Genomic DNA, 22,186 nt, shown 5'->3' with positions numbered 1-22,186 from the left:
TTCGGCCCTGGTGAACATGGGCGGGGTGTACGCCTGACCTTGTAGGAGCAAAGCTTGCTCGCGATGCTTTTGGCGGCCTCAAAGGCCCCATCGCGAGCAAGCTCTGCTCCTACACAGGTTGATCGTTTGACGCTCTGCTTAGTTGTGAGCGTGCAGCGCTTCGTTCAGTTCGATAGCCGATTTGTGGGTTTTGCATTCCACAGCACCGGTCTCCGAATTGCGACGGAACAGCAGGTCAGGTTGACCGGCCAGTTCACGGGCCTTGACCACTTTGACCAGCTTGTTGTGCTCGTCCAGCAGCGCCACTTTGGTACCAGCGGTCACGTACAGGCCCGACTCAACGGTGTTGCGGTCGCCCAACGGAATGCCGATACCGGCGTTCGCGCCGATCAGGCAGCCTTCGCCGACCTTGATCACGATGTTGCCGCCGCCCGACAGGGTGCCCATGGTCGAGCAACCGCCGCCCAGGTCCGAACCCTTGCCGACGAATACGCCAGCGGAAACGCGGCCTTCGATCATGCCCGGGCCTTCGGTGCCGGCGTTGAAGTTGACGAAACCTTCGTGCATCACGGTGGTACCTTCGCCCACGTAGGCGCCCAGACGAATACGTGCCGCGTCAGCGATACGCACGCCGGCCGGAACCACGTAGTCGGTCATTTTCGGGAATTTGTCCACCGAGAATACTTCCAGCAGCTCGCCGCGCAGACGGGCTTCCAGTTGATGCTCGGCCAGTTCGGCCAGGTCGATTGCGCCCTGGCTGGTCCATGCCACGTTCGGCAGCAGCGGGAACACACCGGCCAGGTTCAGGCCGTGCGGCTTGACCAGACGATGGGACAGCAGGTGCAGCTTGAGGTAAGCCTCAGGGGTGGACGTCAGTTGAGCGTCTTCGGCCAGAATAGTCGCGACCAGCGGTTTGTGGCTCTCGGCCAGACGGGTCAGCAAGGCAGCCTGGGCAGCGTCAACGCTTTTCAGGGCTTCAGCCAGTTGCGACGCCTGAGCGGTGGTGAAGGCGATGGCCTGATTGCCTTCGGTGTAGCCCAGAACAGGTGCGATGGCAGCGACCAGTTCGGCCGACGGGTTGAGCAGTGGCTGCGCGTAAAACACTTCCAGCCATGCGCCTTGGCGGTTTTGAGTGCCGACACCAAAGGCCAGGCTGAACAGGGTAGTAGACATGTTGATACCTCTAACAAATTGGAACGGGCTGCCTTACTTGAGCGCTGCCGCGTAGATATCTGGCTTGAAGCCAATCAGGGTTCGGTCACCGAGATCAAGCACCGGGCGCTTGATCATCGAGGGTTGTGCGAGCATCAGTTCGATGGCTTTCGGCTGGTCGAGATCGGCTTTGCGTTCGTCGTCGAGCTTGCGAAAGGTCGTGCCTGCACGGTTCAACACCACTTGCCAGCCGTGCTCGTCGCACCATTGGGTCAGGTGTTTACGGTCGATTCCGACCGTCTTGTAATCATGAAAGTCATAGCGGACAGCGTGTTCATCGAGCCAGGTGCGCGCCTTTTTCATGGTGTCGCAGGCTTTGATGCCGAAAAGGTGCAACGTTTTACTTGAAACGGTCAAGGAATTGCCCCCTTTGCAGGTGCTGGAAATAAAAGGTGACGGATTATGCCATGGCCAATCAGTTAACGCGTAAAACCTGTCGGAGCGAGCCTGCTCGCGAAGGCGGTGGGTCAGCCAACATTTAGGGTGGATGTTACATCGCATTCGCGAGCAGGCTCGCTCCCACAGGGTAATCAGGCTGTCCGTGCCTGCATGCGGCATTGGTGTAGCGGCCTGCCCGCAGTTTAAGCGGCTAATATGGCACTTCAATGCTGTCGATTGTCTTGGAAAACGCGCAGGGCATCTGGCGCTTGTCGATTCTGCTGCGATGCTTGCGCGGCAAAGGCGAAATGACTCAGGACGTGTTTCGGTATGTTTTTAGAATTGAGGGTTTCGCATTGCATTGCGCAATGCGGAACATAAAGAGCTCTTTGGGTGGTTATCTTTTGTTAATGACGTATCACCGCTTCGGGTACAGAAGTTTCATAAGGCGCTTGTCTTTTTTACTGATCTTTCGGTTGATAGGGATTTCCCAATTACCCAGTGTCAGTGTATTCGCCACGGGATAGTGCATGATGGACTTTCTGTCGTAAGGCGTATAAATCGCCTCGATCGTATTGAAGGGCGAAAAGATGTTTCTATCGACTTGCTCTTTGGTCAGTGGATTCATTTTCCGGTTCTGATAGAACTCATACACTTTCGGTTTATCCCAGGGGATCTTGGCTTCGGGGTGTTGATGTTCGTGCATTGCACCCAATGCGTGCCCAAATTCGTGAGTTACGATCACCCTGAAATCTTCATGCTCGGGTTTAACCCCCAGGTTCATGGTCGGCCAGTCGGGATGAATCAACAACGCGTCGGTGCCCAGCATTGAGCTGTTGTCATTGTTCCTGGTGGCAATCCGAATCTCGCCCTGCAGATCATCGACGAACTCAAACTTGAGATTGATATACGGCAACCATTGACTGGCTGCATCGATGATTTTCTGTTTATGGCCCGAATCTGGAGCGTCCATGAACGCGATTTTCAAAGTGCGGCCGTTAACCCACAGTTTTGAGTAGTTAACCAATGAGCGTTTGCGGCGAGTGCCGCTGCTGGAACCAGCATTGGCAGGATTTTCATTAACAGCAGCCACGTAGGCCGCCTGGTCGTCTGGCCACTGCATAAGCCTGCAGTGTTGAAGTTCGTTCATCGTTGGCTTCATCCGTGAAGTTCAGTGTAAGGATTTAAGTTCAGGCACAGCGAGGTGCGCTGCATGAGACTAAAGTCCGGTCTGCAGGCGGGTGCGGTATACAGTTATAGGAGTTGTAACTTGATATATACGATGCCCGCGCCAGATTGCCTGACACGGGCCTTCAGGGTTACTTGTGGCGGGTAATGAAGGCGCGAATCCGCTCTGCCGCCTCCACGCACTCCGCCAGCGGCGCAACGAGTGCCATCCGCACACGACCGGCGCCGGGGTTGACGCCATCCACCTCACGGGAGAGGTAGGAACCCGGCACCACTGTCACGTGTTCCTCGGCAAACAGATCACGGCAGAATGCCGCGTCGTCGCCTTGCACGTTCGGCCACAGGTAGAAACCGCCATCCGGGCGCTGCACGTCCATCACCGGGCTGAGGATTTCCAGCACCGCATCGTATTTCTCGCGATACAGCGCACGGTTGGCACGCACATGCACTTCGTCATTCCACGCGGCAACGCTGGCCAGTTGAGTCTGAACCGGCATCGCGCAACCGTGATAAGTGCGATACAGCAGGAAGCCTTTGAGAATGTCCGCATCACCGGCCACAAAACCCGAGCGCAGGCCCGGCAGGTTGGAGCGCTTGGACAGACTGTGGAACACCACACAACGCTTGAAGTCCTTGCGGCCCAGTTCCACGCAGGCGCTGAGCAAGCCAGCCGGCGGGGTTTGTTCGTCGAAGTACAGTTCGCTGTAGCACTCGTCGGCGGCGATCACGAAGTCGTATTCGTCGGCCAGGGCGATCAGCTTCTTCAGGGTTTCAACCGGGATCAAGGCGCCGGTCGGGTTGCCTGGCGAGCACAGGAACAGGATCTGGCAGCGTTTCCAGATGTCCGGTGAAACAGCGTCGAAATCCGGGTTGAAGCCGTTTTCATCCAGGCATGGCAGGTAATGCGGCTTGGCCCCGGCCAGGAACGCCGCACCCTCGTAGATCTGATAGAACGGGTTCGGGCTGACCACCAGCGCATCGTCGCCACGGTTGACCACGGTCTGGGTGAAGGCGAACAGCGCTTCGCGGGTACCGTTGACCGGCAGCACATTACGCGCCGGGTCGAGCCAGCCGTTCGGAACGCTGAAACGACGTTCGCACCACGCGGCGATGGCTTCACGCAGGGCCGGGATGCCGAGGGTGGTCGGGTACACGGCCATCTGATCCAGATTGCTTGCCAGGGCTTCGGCGACGAAGCTTGGCGAACGGTGTTTGGGCTCGCCGATGGACAGCGCGATGGCACGCTTGTCCGGGTTTGGCGTGACGCTGCCGAGCAGGGCGCGGAGCTTCTCGAACGGGTAGGGCTGCAACTGGTTCAAAGCGTTGTTCATGAGGGGCCTCTTTTAATGTGGGAGCGAGCCAGTGTGGCGAGGGGATTTATCCCCGTTGGGCTGCGGAGCGGCCCCGGCATTTCAAAGTTAAAGCGCGTTTACGACTGCTTCGCAGCCGAACGGGGATAAATCCCCTCGCCACATGGCTCGCTCCCACAGGGGATATTTGTTAATTCAGATACTCAAGCGCGACAGTTTGATTTCTGATTCCTGGTTGACGGTCAGCTGTTCGACGATTGCATCCTGCAAGCGGCTGCACAGCAATGGGTCGGACAACGGCTGGTTGTTCGCGTCGGTGATGAAGAACACGTCTTCTACGCGCTCGCCGAGGGTCGCAATCTTGGCGTTCTGTAGCGACAAGTCGAACTCCAGGAAGATCGTGCCTATGCGTGCGAGCAGGCCCGGGCGATCCGGAGCGCTGAGTTCCAGCACGGTCACCGGACGCTGGGCGTCGTTGTGGATCGTCACCTGTGGTGCAAACGCGAAATGCTTGAGCTGGCGCGGTACCCGGCGCTGAATGATGGTCGGGTAATTGTCCGGGTTGCGCAGAGCTTCGGTCAGGCCCTCGCGGATCTGTTTGACCCGTGCCGGGTTATCGCCGATCGAGTCGCCGTCGGTGTCGAGCACGATGTAGGTGTCAAGGGTGAACTGGCTGCTGGAGGTGATGACCCGGGCGTCGTGAATGTTCAGGTTAAGTTGGTCCATTGCGGCTACGGTCACGGCGAAGAAGTCGTGCTGATCCGGTGCGTAAATGAAAATCTGCGTGCCGCCTTCGAACTCGCGCTGAGTGGTTTCCTTGATCAGCACCAGCGGCCCGCCGTCGGCCGGCTGCTGGAGGATCGCGTCACTGTGCCAGGCCACGTCGCCGGCGGTGTGGCGCAGGAAGTAGTCATCACCCAATTGCGCCCACAGCTGCTCGACGTCGTCCGGATCGGTGCCGCCGCGCACCAGAATGTCCAGTGCTGCGCTCTGGGTCTGGCGAATCTGCTCTTCGCGGTCGACCGGGTTTTCCAGGCCACGGCGCAAGGCACGCTTGGTCTCGGTATAGAGCTGGCGCAGCAGGCTGGCGCGCCAGGAATTCCACAGCGTCGGGTTGGTGGCGTTGATGTCGGCGACGGTCAACACGTACAGATAATCGAGGTGAGTTTCGTCGCCGACGATCTGCGCGAAATCGTGGATGACTTGCGGGTCGGACAAGTCCTTGCGCTGGGCGGTGGTCGACATCACCAAATGGTTCTGCACCAGCCAGACGATCAGGCGGCTGTCCCACACCGGCAACTGGTGGCGCTGGCAAAAGGCTTCGGCATCCACTGCACCGATTTCCGAGTGATCACCATGCCGGCCCTTACCGATGTCGTGGTACAGGCCGGCCAGGTAGATCAGCTCCGGTTTGGGCAGTTTGCCCATGAGCTTGCTGGCCAGCGGGAATTTTTCCGACACCTGGGTGTACTGCAACTTACGCAGATGTTTGATCAGGTTCAGGGTGTGAGCATCGACCGTATAGATGTGAAACAGATCGTGCTGCATCTGCCCGACAATAAAGCCGAACTCCGGCAAGTAGCGGCCGAGGATGCCGTAACGATTCATCCGTCGCAGGTTGCGGTGGATGCCGATCTTGCACTTGAACAGTTCGATGAACAGGCTGGTGTTGCGAATATCGTTGCGGAAGTCGTCGTCGATCAAGTGACGGTGCTCGCGCAGCAGACGAATGGTGTCGGCGCGCACGCCCTTGATTTCCGGCTGCTGCGCCATCAGCACGAAGATCTCGAGCATGGCGAATGGTGTGCGGCGGAACACGTTGTCGTTGCGCGCTTCGATGTAGCCGTCGTGCAGCTGGAACCGCGAGTTGATCGGCTGCGGCGGGGCTTCATCTTCCGGCGCGAGGATGACTTCCTCGAAGTGCTGGATGATCAGGTCGCTGAGCTGAGCAATGCTCATGACCACGCGGTAATACTGCTGCATGAAGTTTTCGATGGCTTGCTTGGCGTCATCGCCTTTGAAACCCAGCAGCCCGGCAATGGTGCGCTGGTGATCAAACAGCAAGCGGTCTTCGGAGCGACCGGCGAGCATGTGCAGGGCGTAACGAACCTTCCACAAAAACTCCTGGGAGGAGGCCAGCAGGGCGTTTTCGCTCTCTACCAGGAAACCTTCGCCGGCCAGGGCCCGCAGGTTCAGGGTGCCGTATTCACGACGGGCCACCCACAGAATTGTCTGAATATCCCGTAGGCCGCCGGGTGAACCTTTGACGTTGGGTTCCAGGTTGTATTCGGTGTCGTTGTACTTGTGGTGACGGGCCTTCTGCTCGGCGCGTTTGGCCAGGAAGAAGTCCTTGCTCGGCCACATGTGCGCGGTGCTGGTGACGTCGAGCATCCGTTGGCGCAGGCGTTCGGGGCCGCAGATGGTGCGGCTTTCCATCAGGTTGGTGACGACCGTCAGGTCGGCGCGGGCCTCAACGGCGCATTCGTCCACCGAGCGCACGCTCTGACCGACTTCCAGGCCGATGTCCCACAGCAGCGTCAGAAAACGCTCGATGGAGTCGCGGAAAACTTCGTGATCGGCGCTGTCCAGCAGGATCAGCAAGTCGATGTCGGAATACGGGTGCAGCTCGCCGCGACCGTAGCCGCCGACCGCGACAAGCGCGATGTCGGCATCTTCGCTCCAGTTGAACTGCTCCCAGGCCTTTTGCAGGATGTTATCGACGAACCAGGCGCGATCCTCGATCAACCGGCGAATGTCGCGGCCGCTGCGAAAGCGCTCGTCGAGCACCTCGCGGGCCTGGCGAATCGCCTTCTTGAAGGCCGCGATCGGGCTGGCCTTCAGGGCCAGTTCAGCCTGGAACTGGCCTCGGTCGAAGAGTTCGGGATCCACCTGCGGCATCGATTGGCTTTCCTGTCTATAAGGCTGAGGAGCTGCGCGCTCGGATCAGGCCGAAACGCGCGGGATGGTGTCGTCGGCGCGCAGGGTGAAGATCTCGTAACCGGTTTCGGTCACCAGCAGGGTGTGTTCCCACTGTGCCGACAGCTTGCGGTCCTTGGTAATCGCGGTCCAGCCGTCGCCCAATACCTTGGTGTCGGCCTTGCCCTGGTTGATCATCGGCTCGATGGTGAACGTCATGCCGGCTTTCAGTTCCATGCCGGTGCCGGCGCGGCCGTAGTGCAGGATCTGCGGCTCTTCGTGGAACACCTTGCCGATGCCGTGACCGCAGAACTCGCGAACCACCGAGAAACCGTTTTTCTCTGCGTGCTTCTGAATGACTTCACCGATGTCGCCCAAGCGGCAGCCGGGTTTGACGATTTCGATGGCCTTGTACATGCATTCCTGGGTGATTTGCGACAGGCGCTCGGCCCAGACCGGCACGGTGCCGACGTGGAACATGCGGCTGGTGTCGCCGTGGTAGCCGTCCTTGATGACGGTGACGTCGATGTTCAGCGTATCGCCATCCTTCAATGGCTTCTCGTTCGGAATGCCGTGGCAGACCACGTGGTTGATCGAGGTGCAGATCGACTTCGGGAAGCCCTTGTAGTTGAGCGGGGCAGGGATGGCTTTCTGCTCATTGACGATATAGTCGTGGCAGATGCGGTCCAGTTCTTCAGTGGTAATGCCCGGCTTGACATGTTCGGCAATCATTTCCAGCACATCGGCGGCCAGTTTGCCGGCGATGCGCATTTTTGCGATGTCCTCTGGGGTTTTGAGGGTGACGGTCATACAGGCTCTCTCTGCGCTCGATGGCGCTTTCTAAAACGGAATGGGCGTTGCGCGATCGATCGTCGCGGCCCTTAAAAACGTGATTCTAACAGACGAGCAGCGCAAATCTGAGCCTCTGTGCATCGCTTCTCCCTATAGAATGGCGCATTCTTGGAGGATTCCAAGGGGCGCAACCAAAGCGCGCGCCAGGATTTAACAATCCGGGTTCCGTTTTTTTCAGCCTTGTGATATAAAATGCGCCGCTTTCCGGGGATCCCCTGAAAAGCCTAAATCCACACACGTGTCGACACGATGACCTGGGTGCCTTCAGCTGATGCTGCTGGTTGGTCATTGGGATACGTGGAGGCCAAACCCGACTTATTAAGGAACTATCATGTCCCAAGTCAACATGCGCGATATGCTGAAGGCCGGTGTGCACTTCGGTCACCAGACCCGTTACTGGAACCCGAAAATGGGTAAATACATTTTCGGCGCGCGTAACAAGATCCACATCATCAACCTTGAAAAAACCCTGCCAATGTTCAACGAGGCTCTGACTTTCGTAGAGCGTCTGGCCCAGGGCAAAAACAAGATTCTGTTCGTCGGCACCAAGCGTTCCGCTGGCAAGATCGTTGCTGAAGAAGCAGCACGTTGCGGCTCGCCGTACGTCGATCACCGCTGGTTGGGCGGTATGCTGACCAACTTCAAAACCATCCGTGCTTCCATCAAGCGTCTGCGTGACCTTGAAGTGCAAGCCGAAGACGGTACTTTCGCCAAGCTGACCAAGAAAGAAGCGCTGATGCGCACTCGCGATCTTGAGAAGCTCGATCGTTCCCTGGGTGGTATCAAGGACATGGGCGGTCTGCCAGACGCTCTGTTCGTTATCGACGTTGATCACGAGCGTATCGCGATCACCGAAGCCAACAAGCTGGGCATTCCGGTTATCGGCGTAGTCGATACCAACAGCAGCCCGGAAGGCGTTGACTACATCATCCCAGGCAACGATGACGCAATCCGCGCTATCCAGCTGTACATGGGTTCGATGGCTGACGCTGTCATCCGCGGTCGCAACCACGTTGCTGGCGGCACCGAGCAGTTCGTTGAAGAAGCTCCGGTAGCAGCAGCTGAGTAATTGACGCCTTGGCGTTGACTCAGTAAGCAAAAAGGGGGCTTGGCCCCCTTTTTGCCACCTCGAAAACCGTTTGTCGGCAGCGCAGTTACAGCCTTTGTAACCTGCAGCAGCCAGCAAGGGTGGTTCGGGAAGAATTGATCGCCCGTTCGATCGGGTGGAATGGTTGAAAACCTATCCAAGAGGAATTTTGAAATGGCAGAGATTACTGCAGCGTTGGTCAAAGAACTGCGTGAGCGTACTGGCGAAGGCATGATGGACTGCAAAAAGGCCTTGACCAAGGCTGGCGGCGACATCGAGAAAGCCATTGATGACATGCGTGCTTCCGGCGCCATCAAAGCTGCCAAGAAAGCTGGCAACGTTGCCGCTGAAGGCGCTATCGCTCTTAAGGAAGACGGTAAATCCGCCGTTCTGCTGGAAGTGAACTCGCAGACCGACTTCCTGGCTCTGCAGGACGACTTCAAGGCATTTGTTGCTTCCAGCGTTGAAAAAGCATTCGCTGACAAGCTGACTGATGTTGCTCCGCTGATCGAAGCTCAAGAAGCCGATCGCCTGGTTCTGGTCGGCAAGGTTGGCGAAAACGTCAACATCCGTCGCCTGGCTCGCGTTGAAGGTGATGTTGTTGGTGGTTACCTGCACGGCAACAAGATCGGTGTTGCGGTTGTTCTCAAGGGCGGCAACGTTGAGCTGGCCAAAGACATCGCTATGCACGTAGCGGCCACCAACCCTGAATTCCTGCTGCCATCGGAAGTTTCCGCTGAAGCGGTCGAGCGCGAGAAAGGTGTGTTCCTGACCCTCAACGCTGACAAGATCGCCGGCAAGCCAGAAAACATCGTTGAAAACATGGTCAAAGGCCGTATCAGCAAGTTCCTGGCTGAAGCGAGCCTGGTTGAACAGGCGTTCGTCAAGAATCCTGAAATCAAGGTCGGCGAACTGGCCAAGAAAGCCGGTGCAGAGATCGTTTCTTTCACCTACTTCAAAGTAGGCGAAGGCATCGAGAAGCCGGTCGACAACTTCGCTGAAGAAGTTGCTGCCCAGCTGGCTGCCGCCAAGCAATAAGACGGTTTTTTAACTGTCGCCCTGAAGAGGCTGCCCGCTCACGCGCGCAGCCTCTTTTCAGATGGGGCACCAATTTTTAATTGGTTTCCTTTGGAACTGGCTTACAAAGCCATGTTCCGATGGCGCTGAAGCAGCGCCAAGCTAGAGTGAACGCCAGCTGTAAACAGCTCGCAAAGAATTTTTAAAATACGCCGCAGGAGAGATTCGCAATGGCTCAGCAGGGCAGTGGTTATCAGGCTCGCTATAAACGCATTCTACTCAAGCTTAGCGGCGAGGCCCTGATGGGCTCGGAAGAGTTCGGGATCGATCCGAAAGTTCTGGACCGCATGGCGCTGGAAGTCGGCCAACTGGTCGGCATCGGTGTTCAGGTCGGTCTGGTGATCGGCGGCGGTAACCTGTTCCGTGGTGCAGCGCTGAGCGCGGCCGGCATGGATCGGGTGACTGGCGACCACATGGGCATGCTGGCCACTGTGATGAACGCCTTGGCCATGCGCGACGCGCTGGAACGTGCCAATATCTCGGCCATCGTGATGTCGGCCATTTCCATGGTTGGCGTGACCGATCACTATGATCGCCGCAAAGCCATGCGCCACTTGAACGCCAAGGAAGTCGTGATTTTCGCGGCCGGTACTGGCAATCCGTTCTTCACCACGGATTCGGCTGCATGCCTGCGTGCAATCGAAATCGATGCCGATGTCGTGCTCAAGGCGACCAAGGTCGATGGCGTCTACACCGCTGACCCATTCAAAGACCCGCATGCCGAGAAGTTCGATCATCTGACTTACGATGAAGTGCTGGATCGCAAGCTGGGTGTAATGGATCTGACCGCTATTTGCCTGTGCCGCGACCACAAGATGCCATTGCGCGTATTTAACATGAACAAGCCCGGCGCCCTGCTGAACATCGTGCATGGCGGCGCTGAAGGGACCCTGATCGAGGAAGGCCAACAATGATCAACGAAATCAAGAAAGACGCTCAAGAGCGCATGAAAAAATCTGTAGAGTCGCTGGCGCACAACTTCGGCCGTATTCGTACGGGCCAGGCGCACCCAAGCATTCTTGAAGGTGTGATGGTGCCGTATTACGGTTCCGACACTCCGATCAAGCAGGTGGCGAACATCACCGTCAAAGACGCCCGTACCCTGCAAGTCGTTGCCTTTGAGCGCAACATGCTGGGTGCCGTCGACAAAGCCATCGGTAGCGCGGGTCTGAACCTCAACCCGACCAACCTGGGTGAATTGCTGCTGATCTCTATGCCGGCCCTGACCGAAGAAACCCGCAAGGGCTTCACCAAGCAGGCTCGCGATGTGGCTGAAGATGCCCGTGTTGCTGTGCGCAACATCCGTCGTGATGCGAACAGCCAGCTCAAGGATCTGGTCAAGGAAAAAGAAATCAGCGAAGACGAAGAGCGCCGCGCTACTGGCGAGATCGATGATTTGACCAAAAAGTTCGTGGCTGAAATCGACGCGAATTTGGCGCAGAAAGAAAAAGACCTGATGGCCGTATAAGGGTCGCGTTTTAATGGATAAGACCAAGCAGACTGCGCCGTCCGCGGTGCCGCGCCATGTCGCGATCATCATGGATGGTAATAATCGCTGGGCGAAAAAGCGCTTTATGCCGGGTGTCGCCGGTCATAAAGCGGGCGTGGATGCGGTTCGTGCGGTGATCGAGGTGTGCGCCGAGGCCGGGGTCGAAGTATTGACCCTGTTCGCCTTCTCCAGCGAGAACTGGCAGCGCCCGGCCGACGAGGTCAGCGCCTTGATGGATCTGTTCTTCAAGGCATTGCGTCGCGAGGCCAGGCGCCTGAACGAAAACAACATCAGTTTGCGCATCATCGGCGACCGTTCGCGCTTCCATCCAGAGCTTCAGGCTGCCATGCGTGAAGCTGAGGCAATGACGGCGGGCGCCAATCGCTTCGTTCTGCAGATCGCAGCCAACTATGGCGGACAGTGGGATATCGCGCAGGCCGCACAGCGTCTGGCGCGGGAAGTTCAGGCTGGGCACCTGCGCCCGGAAGACATTACCCCGGAGCTGTTGCAAACCTGTCTGGCTACCGGCGATTTGCCGTTGCCGGACTTGTGTATCCGTACCGGTGGCGAGCACCGCATCAGTAACTTCCTGCTGTGGCAACTGGCTTACGCCGAGTTGTACTTCTCCGACCTGTTCTGGCCGGACTTCAAACACGATGCCATGCGTACTGCGTTGGCCGATTTTGCTTCTCGGCAACGCCGCTTCGGTAAAACGAGCGAGCAGGTCGAGGCTGGAGCCCGGGTTTAATGCTTAAACAACGAATCATCACTGCGCTGATCCTGCTGCCGATTGCCCTGTGCGGGTTTTTTCTGCTCGAGGGCACCGGTTTTGCGCTGTTCATCGGGCTGGTCGTGACCCTCGGTGCATGGGAGTGGGCTCGCCTGGCGGGCTTCACTGAACAGTCGATTCGCGTTGCCTATGCGGCTGTGGTCGCGTTGATGCTGTTTGTCATGCATATCCTGCCCGGCCTCGCGCCTTGGGTATTGGGCGCTTCGGTGCTTTGGTGGGGCGTTGCAACCTATTTGGTGCTGACTTATCCGCAGTCCAGCGATCTTTGGTCCAGCGCTGCCTGCAAGCTGGTGATCGGTCTGCTGATCCTGCTGCCAGCCTGGCAAGGTCTGATTCAGATCAAACAGGAGTCTTTGGGTAACTGGTTGATCATGGCGGTGATGGTGCTGGTCTGGGGCGCTGATATCGGTGCTTACTTTTCAGGCCGAGCCTTCGGCAAGCGCAAGCTGGCGCCACAGGTTAGTCCCGGTAAAAGCTGGGAGGGCGTCTACGGCGGCCTCGCGGTGAGTCTGGTCATTACTGTCATTGTCGGTCTGGTTCGAGACTGGACGGTGGCGCAGCTGTTCAAAGGTCTGATTGGCGCAGCCATCATCGTGTTCATCTCGGTGGTGGGTGATCTCACCGAGAGCATGTTCAAGCGTCAGTCCGGGATCAAGGACAGCAGTAATCTGCTGCCGGGTCACGGCGGCGTGCTGGACCGCATCGACAGCCTGACTGCAGCGATTCCGGTATTTGCGGTGCTGCTGTGGATGGCGGCACCGTGAGTCGCCCACAGAAAATTACCGTCCTGGGGGCGACCGGTTCGATTGGTCTGAGCACGCTTGACGTCATCGCTCGCCATCCCGAGCGCTATCAGGTTTTCGCCTTGAGCGGTTTCACCCGTCTGAGCGAGCTGTTGGCGCTGTGTGTTCGTCATACGCCTCGGTTCGCCGTGGTGCCTGAGTCGGGTGCTGCCCGAGGCTTGCAGGACGACTTGCGCGCTGCAGGTCTGCCGACTCGCGTGCTGGTGGGTGAGGAGGGCCTGTGTCAGGTTGCTTCCGATCCTGAGGTCGATGCGGTCATGGCGGCCATCGTGGGTGCTGCGGGCTTGCGACCGACACTGGCTGCGGTCGAAGCCGGCAAGAAAATCCTCCTGGCCAACAAAGAAGCACTGGTGATGTCCGGTGCGTTGTTCATGCAGGCGGTGCGCAAGAGTGGTTCGGTGTTACTGCCGATCGACAGCGAGCACAACGCGATTTTCCAGTGCATGCCACAGGATTTCGCGCGTGGGCTGGGTGCGGTCGGGGTGCGTCGGATTTTACTCACAGCCTCTGGCGGTCCGTTCCGACAGACACCTATGGCTGAACTGGTGCATGTTTCCCCTGAACAAGCGTGTGCCCACCCGAACTGGTCCATGGGGCGCAAGATTTCGGTGGATTCGGCCAGCATGATGAACAAGGGGCTGGAGTTAATCGAAGCCTGCTGGCTGTTTGATGCCAAGCCGTCCCAGGTCGAAGTGGTGATTCATCCTCAAAGCGTGATTCATTCGCTGGTCGATTACATCGACGGTTCGGTATTGGCGCAGTTAGGTAACCCTGACATGCGTACGCCAATCGCTAACGCGCTGGCCTGGCCGGAGCGAATCGACTCGGGTGTTGCACCGCTGGATCTGTTTGCAATCGCGCGGCTGGACTTTCAGGCGCCTGATGAAGAGCGATTCCCTTGTCTGCGCCTTGCGCGTCAGGCAGCCGAATCTGGCAATAGCGCGCCGGCCATGCTTAATGCCTCGAATGAAGTGGCGGTCGCGGCCTTTCTCGACGGGCGGGTTCGCTACCCGGAAATCGCGAGTATCATCGAAGAAGTGTTGAATCTCGAGCCTGTGGTTGCGGTAGACGATCTCGAGGCAGTGTTCACGGCCGACGCGAAAGCGCGAGTACTGGCCGGGCAATGGTTGAGTCGTCACGGGCGGTAAGTGCTGCAATACGTTGGCCCATGCAGCACTGGATAGGATTGCGGAGAAAGTAGATGAGCGCGCTCTATATGATTGTCGGCACCCTGGTGGCTTTGGGTGTGCTGGTTACCTTCCACGAATTCGGCCATTTTTGGGTCGCACGTCGCTGTGGGGTCAAAGTGCTGCGTTTCTCCGTGGGCTTCGGTATGCCGTTGCTGCGCTGGCACGACAAGAAAGGCACTGAGTTCGTCGTCGCCGCGATCCCGCTGGGCGGTTACGTGAAAATGCTCGATGAGCGCGAAGGCGAAGTGCCTGCCGATCAGCTCGATCAAACCTTTAATCGTAAATCCGTCCGTCAACGCATCGCTATCGTTGCTGCTGGCCCGATTGCCAACTTTTTATTGGCGATGATTTTTTTCTGGGTGCTCGCCATGCTCGGCAGCGAGCAAGTGCGCCCGATCATCGGTGCAGTCGAATCCGGCAGTATCGCCGCCAAGGCTGATTTGAGCGCCGGTCAGGAAATCATCGCCATCGATGGCGAGCCTACTTCCGGCTGGGCCGCGGTGAACTTGCAGCTGGTCCGTCGTCTTGGGGAGAGCGGTTCCCTGCAGTTGCTGGTCCGTGATCAGGGTTCCACTGCGGATTCGCCCCGTGAACTGGTGCTGGATAAATGGCTCAAGGGTGCCGATGAGCCGGACCCGATTCGTTCGCTGGGTATACGCCCTTGGCGTCCGGCGCTGCCACCGGTCCTGGCCGAACTTGACCCGAAAGGCCCGGCACAGGCTGCTGGTCTGAAGACGGGTGATCGACTGTTGGCTCTGGACGGTAAGTCGCTTGATGACTGGCAGCAGGTGGTGGACACAGTCCGTATGCACCCTGATACCAAAATCATGCTGCGCGTCGAGCGTGATGGTGCTCAAATCGACGTCCCTGTGACGCTGGCCGCTCGCGGCGAGAAGAAGGCACCCAGTGGTTATCTGGGCGCTGGGGTGAAAGCGGTTGATTGGCCGCCAGAGATGATTCGCGAAGTGAGTTATGGTCCTGTGGCAGCGATTGGGGAGGGCGCTCGACGTACCTGGACCATGAGCGTACTGACCCTCGATTCGCTCAAGAAAATGTTGTTCGGTGAGCTCTCGGTAAAAAACTTGAGTGGACCGATAACCATTGCTAAAGTGGCGGGCGCTTCTGCCCAGTCGGGTGTCGCTGATTTCCTGAATTTCCTTGCTTATCTGAGTATTAGCTTGGGGGTTCTGAATTTGTTGCCCATTCCTGTACTGGATGGGGGGCATTTGTTGTTTTATCTGATCGAGTGGGCGCGTGGTCGCCCCTTGTCGGATCGGGTGCAGGGTTGGGGGATACAGATCGGCATCAGTTTGGTGATCGGGGTGATGTTGCTTGCTCTGGTCAATGATCTAGGTCGACTGTAACGCTTCGCTGAATTGCGAATCTGCCGCATTTTGCGGCAGTTTGTTTATTGCCAGTTGGAATAAGAAAGGACTTCATGAAACGTCTGCTGCTAACTGCGGTTCTCACCGTATTGATGATCGCCGAAGTTCACGCCGAGTCCTTCACTATCTCTGATATTCGCGTCAATGGCCTACAGCGGGTCTCCGCGGGTAGCGTCTTTGGTGCTTTGCCGTTGAACGTCGGTGAACAGGCGGATGATCGTCGCCTGGTGGAATCCACTCGTGCGTTGTTCAAAACCGGTTTCTTTCAAGATATCCAGCTGGGCAGAGATGGCAACGTCCTGGTCATCACGGTAGTCGAGCGCCCGTCAGTCGCCAGTATCGAGATCGAGGGTAACAAGGCGATCTCCACTGAAGACCTGATGAAAGGCCTGAAACAATCCGGTCTGGCCGAAGGCGAGATCTTCCAGCGCGCCACTCTCGAAGGTGTGCGTAACGAGCTGCAGCGCCAATACGTTGCTCAGGGCCGCTATTCGGCTACCGTCGACACTGAAGTGGTGCCGCAGCCGCGTAACCGCGTTGCGTTGAAGGTCAATATCAACGAAGGCACCGTTGCTGCTATCCAGCACATCAACGTGGTGGGTAACACCGTCTTCCCTGATGAAGACCTGATCGACCTGTTTGAACTCAAGACCACCAACTGGCTGTCGTTCTTCAAGAACGATGACAAGTACGCTCGTGAAAAACTTTCCGGTGACCTGGAGCGTCTGCGCTCTTACTACCTGGACCGTGGCTATATCAACATGGATATCGCTTCGACCCAGGTGTCCATCACCCCGGACAAGAAACACGTCTATATCACCGTCAACGTCAATGAAGGCGAGAAGTACACCGTCCGTGACGTCAAACTGAGCGGTGACCTGAAAGTCCCTGAAGACCAGGTCAAGTCCCTGCTGCTGGTTCAGAAAGGCCAGGTGTTCTCTCGCAAGCTGATGACCACCACGTCCGAACTGATCACCCGTCGTCTGGGTAACGAGGGTTACACCTTCGCCAACGTCAACGGCGTGCCTCAACCTCACGATGAAGACCACACCGTCGACATCACGTTCGCCGTCGATCCGGGCAAGCGTGCTTACGTGAACCGCATCAACTTCCGTGGCAACACCAAGTCCGAAGACGAAGTGCTGCGCCGTGAAATGCGTCAAATGGAAGGTGGCTGGGCTTCGACTTACCTGATCGACCAATCCAAGACTCGTCTTGAGCGTCTGGGCTTCTTCAAGGAAGTCAACGTTGAAACGCCGGCCGTGCCGGGGGTCGACGACCAGGTAGACGTGAACTACAGCGTTGAAGAGCAGGCCTCCGGTTCGATTACCGCCAGCGTCGGTTTCGCCCAGAGTGCCGGTCTGATCCTCGGTGGTTCGATCACCCAGAACAACTTCCTGGGTACGGGTAACAAAGTCAGCATCGGTTTGACCCGCAGTCAATACCAGAGCCGCTATAACTTCGGTTATGTCGACCCGTACTGGACTGCTGATGGCGTGAGCCTGGGTTACAACGCGTTCTATCGCACCACTGACTACAAAGACCTCGACGTCGACGTAGCCAGCTATGCCGTAGACAGCCTGGGTGCAGGTGTGAGCGTCGGTTACCCGATCAGCGAGACGTCGCGTCTGACCTTCGGCCTGACTGCGCAGCAAGACAAGATCAAGACCGGTCAATACACCGTTGACGAGATCTTCGACTTTGTTAACCGGGAAGGCGACAGCTACCTGAACTTCAAGGCCTCGGCCGGCTGGTCCGAGTCCACACTGAACAAAGGCGTATTGGCGACCCGTGGTCATTCCCAAAGCCTGACACTGGAAACCACCACGCCTGGCAGCGACCTGTCGTTCTTCAAGCTTGATTACCGTGGCCAGTTGTTCCAACCATTGTCTGAAAACTACACCATGCGCCTGCACACCGAGCTGGGCTATGGCGATGGTTATGGTTCTACCGATGGCTTGCCGTTCTATGAAAACTACTATGCTGGTGGTTTCAACTCGGTTCGTGGCTTCAAGGACAGCACCCTCGGTCCTCGCAGTACCCCAAGTCGCGGTGCGGCTGTGACGGGTAACACCGGTACGCTCGCTGACCCGGACCAGGACCCGCTGCCGTTTGGTGGTAACGTTCTGATCCAGGGTGGTGTCGAGGTGTTGTTCCCGCTGCCATTCGTCAAGGATCAGCGTTCGCTGCGCACTTCGGTATTCTGGGATGTGGGTAACGTATTCGACTCCAAGTGCGAAAAGACCACGAACGCAAATGTCGGTTCAACCGCTCAAACAGAGTGCAACGACATCAGCTTGAGTAACATGGCCAGCTCTGTCGGTGTCGGCGTGACCTGGGTTACCGCACTGGGTCCTCTGAGCTTCGCGTTGGCCATGCCGGTCAAGAAACCGAATGACGCTGAGACTCAAGTGTTCCAATTCTCCCTCGGCCAGACGTTCTAAGCGCCTGACCCAAGATAACGACAATGGATTTTGTAGGAGTGCATCGTGCGTAAGTTGACTCAATTGGTTCTCCTGGCGACCTTACTGGTAGCAGGTCCGGCTTTTGCCGACATGAAAATCGCCGTTCTGAACTATCAGATGGCTCTGCTGGAATCCGACGCGGCCAAGAAGTACGCCGTTGATGCCGAGAAGAAGTTCGGCCCACAGCTGACCAAGCTCAAGACTCTGGAAAGCAGTGCCAAAGGTATCCAGGACCGTCTGATGGCTGGCGGCGACAAGATGCAGCAAGGCGAGCGTGAACGCCTGGAACTCGAGTTCAAGCAAAAGGCCCGTGACTTCCAGTTCCAGTCCAAGGAACTGAACGAAGCCAAAGCCGTTGCCGACCGTGAAATGCTGAAGCAGCTCAAGCCGAAACTGGACAGCGCTGTGGAAGAAGTCATCAAGAAAGGTGCTTTTGACCTGGTCTTCGAGCGTGGCGCAGTGATTGATGTCAAACCGCAGTACGACATCACTCGCCAGGTTATCGAGCGCATGAATCAGCTGAAGTAATCCATGACAGCGACTATAAAGCTCGGCCAGTTGGCCGAGTTCCTCGGCGCCACGCTACGTGGCGACCCGGAGAAAGAAATTACTGGGCTAGCCACTTTGCAAGAGGCTGGCCCAGCTCAGTTGAGCTTTCTGGCAAATCCTCAATACCGTAAATACCTGCCTGACAGTCGGGCCGCAGCCCTGTTGCTGAAAGCCGCTGACGCTGAAGGTTTTGCAGGTGATTCGCTGGTGGTGCCTGATCCCTATCTGGCCTACGCGCGGGTTTCCCATCTGTTCGATCCCAAGCCAAAGGCGGCTGCCGGTATTCATCCGACAGCGGTTGTGGCAGCGGACGCAGTGGTCGATCCGCAAGCGAGCATTGGTGCATTTGCGGTGATCGAAAGTGCAGCGCGTATTGCTGCAGGTGTGACCGTTGGCGCGCACTGCTTCATCGGTGCCCGGTGCGAAATTGGCGAGGGCGGCTGGCTGGCCCCGCGAGTCACGCTGTACCACGATGTTCGCATCGGTAAGCGGGTGGTGATTCAATCGGGTGCCGTACTCGGTGGTGAAGGTTTCGGTTTTGCCAACGAGAAAGGTGTTTGGCAGAAAATCGCCCAGATCGGTGGTGTGCTGGTCGGTGACGATGTGGAGATTGGCGTGAATACCGCTATCGATCGCGGTGCACTGGCCGATACCGTTCTGGGTAACGGTGTGAAGCTCGACAACCAGATTCAGATCGCCCACAACGTCCAGGTCGGTGATCACACCGCCATGGCCGCCTGTGTGGGGATCTCCGGCAGCACCAAAATCGGCAAGCATTGCATGCTCGCCGGTGGCGTAGGGCTGGTGGGGCATATCGAAATTTGCGACAACGTTTTCATCACCGGGATGACCATGGTGACCCACTCGATTACCGAAAAGGGCTCCTATTCATCCGGTACAGCCATGCAACCGGCTGCCGAATGGCGCAAAAGCGCGGCACGCATCCGTCAGCTCGATGACATCGCACGGCGTTTGCGACAGCTGGAAAAGCGTGTAGGGGAAGTGACCCCTGACGGTAATGCTTCATCAGATGGCTGATACCATTTCCATATCAAGTGTGCACAGCCGCTAGACTGCCTCCTTGATTTGCTAGAGGGGTGCGCGTCAGTCGCGCCTCCCAATCTTTACATAGGCTTCCCCCCGAAATGATGGACATCAACGAGATTCGCGAATACCTGCCCCACCGTTACCCGTTCCTGCTGGTGGACCGAGTCGTGGAACTGGATGTGGAAGGCAAGCGCATTCGCGCCTACAAGAATGTCAGCATCAACGAACCCTTCTTCAATGGTCACTTCCCTGCGCATCCAATCATGCCGGGCGTATTGATCATCGAAGCGATGGCTCAGGCTGCCGGGATCCTTGGTTTCAAAATGCTCGACGTGAAACCGGCCGACGGCACCCTTTATTACTTTGTTGGCTCCGACAAGCTGCGCTTCCGCCAACCGGTGTTGCCGGGCGATCAACTGATCCTGGAAGCCAAGTTTCTGAGCTGCAAGCGTCAGATCTGGAAGTTCGAGTGCCAGGCTTCGGTCGATGGCAAGCCAGTCTGCTCTGCTGAAATCATCTGCGCGGAACGCAAACTATGAGTTTGATTGACCCTCGCGCAATCATCGATCCGACGGCTATCCTGGCCGACGGCGTCGAGGTCGGCCCTTGGTCGATCATCGGTGCAGGTGTGGAAATCGGCGAGGGGACAGTGATCGGGCCGCATGTGATTCTCAAGGGCCCGACCCGAATCGGAAAGCACAACCGCATCTACCAGTTTTCTTCGGTAGGTGAGGACACGCCCGATCTGAAGTACAAGGGTGAAGAAACCCGGCTGGTCATCGGTGACCACAACGTCATCCGTGAAGGCGTGACGATTCACCGCGGGACCATTCAAGACCGTTCTGAAACGACCCTGGGTGATCACAACTTGATCATGGCCTATGCCCACATCGGCCACGACAGTGTCATCGGCAACCATTGCATCCTGGTCAACAACACCGCGTTGGCTGGGCATGTACACGTTGAAGACTGGGCGATCCTGTCCGGTTTTACCCTGGTTCACCAGTATTGCCATATCGGCGCCCACAGCTTTTCCGGTATGGGCACCGCCATCGGCAAAGACGTCCCGGCGTACGTCACGGTGTTCGGCAACCCGGCCGAAGCCCGCAGCATGAACTTCGAAGGCATGCGCCGTCGCGGTTTTAGCGAAGATGCGATCCACGCGCTTCGTCGTGCCTACAAGGTGGTTTACCGCCAGGGACTGACGGTCGAACAGGCGCTCGCCGAGCTGGCCGAACCGTCGGCCCAGTTTCCGGAGGTCGCGGTGTTCCGTGATTCCATCCAGTCTTCGACCCGCGGCATCACTCGTTAATCATGGCTAATCTGCGTATTGCGCTGGTGGCGGGTGAGGCTTCCGGTGACATTCTGGGCGCGGGTCTCATGCGCGCACTCAAGGCTCAGCATCCGGCCGTCGAGTTCATTGGTGTTGGCGGTCCGCTGATGCAGGCCGAAGGCCTGACCTCGTATTTCCCGATGGAGCGTCTTTCGGTCATGGGCCTGGTGGAAGTGCTCGGCCGATTGCGTGAGCTGATGGCTCGCCGCAAGAAGTTGATCGCCGATCTGATCGCCGAGAAACCGGATGTATTCATTGGTATCGATGCCCCGGACTTCACCCTCAATATCGAACTCAAGCTGCGTCAGGCCGGGATCAAGACCGTACATTACGTTAGCCCGTCGGTTTGGGCGTGGCGGCAGAAGCGGGTACTGAAGATTCGCGAAGGTTGCGACCTGATGCTGACGCTGTTCCCGTTCGAAGCCAAATTCTACGAAGAGAAGGGCGTGCCGGTCCGGTTTGTCGGACACTCCCTGGCTGATGCGATCCCGCTTGAAGCTGATCGGGCCGCCGCGCGGGCTGAACTCGGCTTGCCCGACGGGCCTCTGGTTGCACTGATGCCGGGCAGCCGTGGTGGCGAAGTCGGTCGTCTCGGTGCGTTGTTCCTCGATACGGCCCAGCGCCTGCGGGCCTTGCGCCCCGGTGTACGGTTTGTCATGCCTTGCGCCAGCCCCCAGCGTCGCCAGCAGCTCGAGGAGTTGCTGGCCGGTCGCGATCTGCCGCTGACCCTGCTCGATGGCAACTCCCATCTGGCCCTGGCGGCTTGCGACGCGGTGTTGATTGCTTCAGGGACGGCGACCCTTGAGGCGCTGCTGTACAAGCGGCCGATGGTCGTCGCTTATCGCCTGGCACCACTGACGTTCTGGATTCTCAAGCGCATGGTGAAAAGTCCCTACATCTCCTTGCCGAACCTGCTGGCCCAGCGCTTGTTGGTGCCCGAGTTGCTGCAGGACGATGCGACGGTTGAGGCCTTGGCCCAGACGCTGTCGCCACTGATCGAAGGCGGTGAAGAACAGACCCGCGGCTTCGATGAAATTCACCGTACCTTGCGTCTGGACGCCTCCAATCAGGCGGCGGACGCGGTACTGAACCTGATCGGCAAAACACAATGAGCA

20 protein-coding genes are annotated in these 22,186 nt (G+C 57.8%); 14 read left to right on the top strand and 6 right to left on the bottom strand.

All coding sequences use genetic code 11. The features are described 5' to 3' along the window. Positions 1-138: 138 nt before the first annotated feature. The 6 genes from dapD to map form a co-directional block, all read right to left on the bottom strand. The gene (gene dapD / locus ACYZTW_RS27220; RefSeq protein WP_462002534.1) at positions 139-1,173 is read right to left on the bottom strand and encodes a 2,3,4,5-tetrahydropyridine-2,6-dicarboxylate N-succinyltransferase; all 1,035 of its coding nucleotides are present in this window, start codon (positions 1,171-1,173) and stop codon (positions 139-141) included. Positions 1,174-1,206: 33 nt separating this feature from the next. Beyond that, positions 1,207-1,569, bottom strand: coding sequence for an ArsC family reductase (locus ACYZTW_RS27215; protein WP_462002533.1), 363 nt, complete (start codon positions 1,567-1,569; stop codon positions 1,207-1,209). Positions 1,570-2,008: 439 nt separating this feature from the next. Then, entirely contained in the window at positions 2,009-2,740 is a 732-nt protein-coding gene (locus ACYZTW_RS27210; protein WP_462002532.1) for a M12 family metallopeptidase, read from the bottom strand. A 169-nt stretch (positions 2,741-2,909) separates the two neighbouring features. Further along, positions 2,910-4,109 carry a succinyldiaminopimelate transaminase gene (gene dapC, locus ACYZTW_RS27205; RefSeq protein ID WP_462002531.1) on the bottom strand — a complete coding sequence of 400 codons (1,200 nt, stop codon included), beginning with the start codon at positions 4,107-4,109 and terminating at the stop codon, positions 2,910-2,912. 174 nt (positions 4,110-4,283) lie between these two features. Beyond that, positions 4,284-6,986, bottom strand: coding sequence for a [protein-PII] uridylyltransferase (locus ACYZTW_RS27200; RefSeq protein ID WP_462002530.1), 2,703 nt, complete (start codon positions 6,984-6,986; stop codon positions 4,284-4,286). Between the two features lie 45 nt (positions 6,987-7,031). Continuing rightward, positions 7,032-7,814, bottom strand: a complete 783-nt coding sequence (map, locus tag ACYZTW_RS27195) for a type I methionyl aminopeptidase (protein WP_123365851.1) — start codon at positions 7,812-7,814, stop codon at positions 7,032-7,034. A gap of 373 nt (positions 7,815-8,187) precedes the next feature. Here map and rpsB point away from each other — a divergent pair, with 373 nt between their 5' ends. The 14 genes from rpsB (at position 8,188) to lpxB (ending at position 22,183) form a co-directional block, all read left to right on the top strand. Further along, positions 8,188-8,925, top strand: a complete 738-nt coding sequence (rpsB, locus tag ACYZTW_RS27190) for a 30S ribosomal protein S2 (protein ID WP_003219330.1) — start codon at positions 8,188-8,190, stop codon at positions 8,923-8,925. A 192-nt stretch (positions 8,926-9,117) separates the two neighbouring features. Further along, complete coding sequence (tsf, locus tag ACYZTW_RS27185) at positions 9,118-9,981, top strand: translation elongation factor Ts (RefSeq protein ID WP_063342635.1); 864 nt, start codon at positions 9,118-9,120, stop codon at positions 9,979-9,981. 209 nt (positions 9,982-10,190) lie between these two features. Further along, on the top strand, positions 10,191-10,934 hold the full coding sequence (gene pyrH, locus ACYZTW_RS27180; protein ID WP_003172271.1) for a UMP kinase: 744 nt from the start codon (positions 10,191-10,193) through the stop codon (positions 10,932-10,934). Continuing rightward, positions 10,931-11,488: a ribosome recycling factor gene (gene frr / locus ACYZTW_RS27175; protein ID WP_462002529.1), complete on the top strand. Its 558-nt coding sequence runs from the start codon at positions 10,931-10,933 to the stop codon at positions 11,486-11,488. Before pyrH ends, frr begins: the two co-directional genes overlap by 4 nt. A 13-nt stretch (positions 11,489-11,501) precedes the next feature. Further along, on the top strand, positions 11,502-12,257 hold the full coding sequence (uppS, locus tag ACYZTW_RS27170; protein ID WP_462002528.1) for a polyprenyl diphosphate synthase: 756 nt from the start codon (positions 11,502-11,504) through the stop codon (positions 12,255-12,257). Then, positions 12,257-13,063, top strand: a complete 807-nt coding sequence (locus ACYZTW_RS27165; protein ID WP_462002527.1) for a phosphatidate cytidylyltransferase — start codon at positions 12,257-12,259, stop codon at positions 13,061-13,063. The genes uppS and ACYZTW_RS27165 overlap by 1 nt, the downstream gene beginning before the upstream one ends. Further along, positions 13,060-14,250, top strand: a complete 1,191-nt coding sequence (ispC, locus tag ACYZTW_RS27160) for a 1-deoxy-D-xylulose-5-phosphate reductoisomerase (RefSeq protein WP_462002526.1) — start codon at positions 13,060-13,062, stop codon at positions 14,248-14,250. The genes ACYZTW_RS27165 and ispC overlap by 4 nt, the downstream gene beginning before the upstream one ends. A gap of 53 nt (positions 14,251-14,303) precedes the next feature. Beyond that, entirely contained in the window at positions 14,304-15,656 is a 1,353-nt protein-coding gene (rseP, locus tag ACYZTW_RS27155) for a sigma E protease regulator RseP (RefSeq protein WP_462002525.1), read from the top strand. 74 nt (positions 15,657-15,730) lie between these two features. Continuing rightward, the gene (gene bamA / locus ACYZTW_RS27150; protein WP_462002524.1) at positions 15,731-18,121 is read left to right on the top strand and encodes an outer membrane protein assembly factor BamA; all 2,391 of its coding nucleotides are present in this window, start codon (positions 15,731-15,733) and stop codon (positions 18,119-18,121) included. A gap of 45 nt (positions 18,122-18,166) precedes the next feature. Continuing rightward, entirely contained in the window at positions 18,167-18,670 is a 504-nt protein-coding gene (locus ACYZTW_RS27145) for an OmpH family outer membrane protein (protein ID WP_007949341.1), read from the top strand. Positions 18,671-18,673: 3 nt separating this feature from the next. Continuing rightward, positions 18,674-19,729 (top strand): UDP-3-O-(3-hydroxymyristoyl)glucosamine N-acyltransferase, encoded by a 1,056-nt coding sequence (lpxD, locus tag ACYZTW_RS27140; protein ID WP_462002523.1) that lies wholly within the window; start codon positions 18,674-18,676, stop codon positions 19,727-19,729. A 107-nt stretch (positions 19,730-19,836) separates the two neighbouring features. Beyond that, positions 19,837-20,277 (top strand): 3-hydroxyacyl-ACP dehydratase FabZ, encoded by a 441-nt coding sequence (gene fabZ / locus ACYZTW_RS27135; protein ID WP_128607522.1) that lies wholly within the window; start codon positions 19,837-19,839, stop codon positions 20,275-20,277. Next, positions 20,274-21,050, top strand: a complete 777-nt coding sequence (lpxA, locus tag ACYZTW_RS27130; protein ID WP_262165811.1) for an acyl-ACP--UDP-N-acetylglucosamine O-acyltransferase — start codon at positions 20,274-20,276, stop codon at positions 21,048-21,050. Before fabZ ends, lpxA begins: the two co-directional genes overlap by 4 nt. Positions 21,051-21,052: 2 nt before the next feature. After that, complete coding sequence (gene lpxB, locus ACYZTW_RS27125) at positions 21,053-22,183, top strand: lipid-A-disaccharide synthase (protein WP_462002522.1); 1,131 nt, start codon at positions 21,053-21,055, stop codon at positions 22,181-22,183. Positions 22,184-22,186 lie beyond the last annotated feature (3 nt).

It is taken from the genome of Pseudomonas sp. LB3P25 (assembly GCF_054897985.1).
This window is presented reverse-complemented; position numbering and strand designations above follow the sequence as displayed.

What these genes read in the sequence shown, in the direction of transcription:
- bamA (WP_462002524.1), top strand. Translation starts at nt 15,731, where the DNA reads ATGAAACGTCTGCTGCTAACTGCGGTTCTCACCGTATTGATGATCGCC.
- dapD (WP_462002534.1), bottom strand. Translation starts at nt 1,173, where the DNA reads ATGTCTACTACCCTGTTCAGCCTGGCCTTTGGTGTCGGCACTCAAAAC.
- tsf (WP_063342635.1), top strand. Translation starts at nt 9,118, where the DNA reads ATGGCAGAGATTACTGCAGCGTTGGTCAAAGAACTGCGTGAGCGTACT.
- rseP (WP_462002525.1), top strand. Translation starts at nt 14,304, where the DNA reads ATGAGCGCGCTCTATATGATTGTCGGCACCCTGGTGGCTTTGGGTGTG.
- map (WP_123365851.1), bottom strand. Translation starts at nt 7,814, where the DNA reads ATGACCGTCACCCTCAAAACCCCAGAGGACATCGCAAAAATGCGCATC.
- dapC (WP_462002531.1), bottom strand. Translation starts at nt 4,109, where the DNA reads ATGAACAACGCTTTGAACCAGTTGCAGCCCTACCCGTTCGAGAAGCTC.
- ACYZTW_RS27200 (WP_462002530.1), bottom strand. Translation starts at nt 6,986, where the DNA reads ATGCCGCAGGTGGATCCCGAACTCTTCGACCGAGGCCAGTTCCAGGCT.
- pyrH (WP_003172271.1), top strand. Translation starts at nt 10,191, where the DNA reads ATGGCTCAGCAGGGCAGTGGTTATCAGGCTCGCTATAAACGCATTCTA.
- rpsB (WP_003219330.1), top strand. Translation starts at nt 8,188, where the DNA reads ATGTCCCAAGTCAACATGCGCGATATGCTGAAGGCCGGTGTGCACTTC.
- lpxB (WP_462002522.1), top strand. Translation starts at nt 21,053, where the DNA reads ATGGCTAATCTGCGTATTGCGCTGGTGGCGGGTGAGGCTTCCGGTGAC.
- lpxD (WP_462002523.1), top strand. Translation starts at nt 18,674, where the DNA reads ATGACAGCGACTATAAAGCTCGGCCAGTTGGCCGAGTTCCTCGGCGCC.
- fabZ (WP_128607522.1), top strand. Translation starts at nt 19,837, where the DNA reads ATGATGGACATCAACGAGATTCGCGAATACCTGCCCCACCGTTACCCG.
- frr (WP_462002529.1), top strand. Translation starts at nt 10,931, where the DNA reads ATGATCAACGAAATCAAGAAAGACGCTCAAGAGCGCATGAAAAAATCT.
- ACYZTW_RS27165 (WP_462002527.1), top strand. Translation starts at nt 12,257, where the DNA reads ATGCTTAAACAACGAATCATCACTGCGCTGATCCTGCTGCCGATTGCC.
- ACYZTW_RS27210 (WP_462002532.1), bottom strand. Translation starts at nt 2,740, where the DNA reads ATGAACGAACTTCAACACTGCAGGCTTATGCAGTGGCCAGACGACCAG.
- uppS (WP_462002528.1), top strand. Translation starts at nt 11,502, where the DNA reads ATGGATAAGACCAAGCAGACTGCGCCGTCCGCGGTGCCGCGCCATGTC.
- lpxA (WP_262165811.1), top strand. Translation starts at nt 20,274, where the DNA reads ATGAGTTTGATTGACCCTCGCGCAATCATCGATCCGACGGCTATCCTG.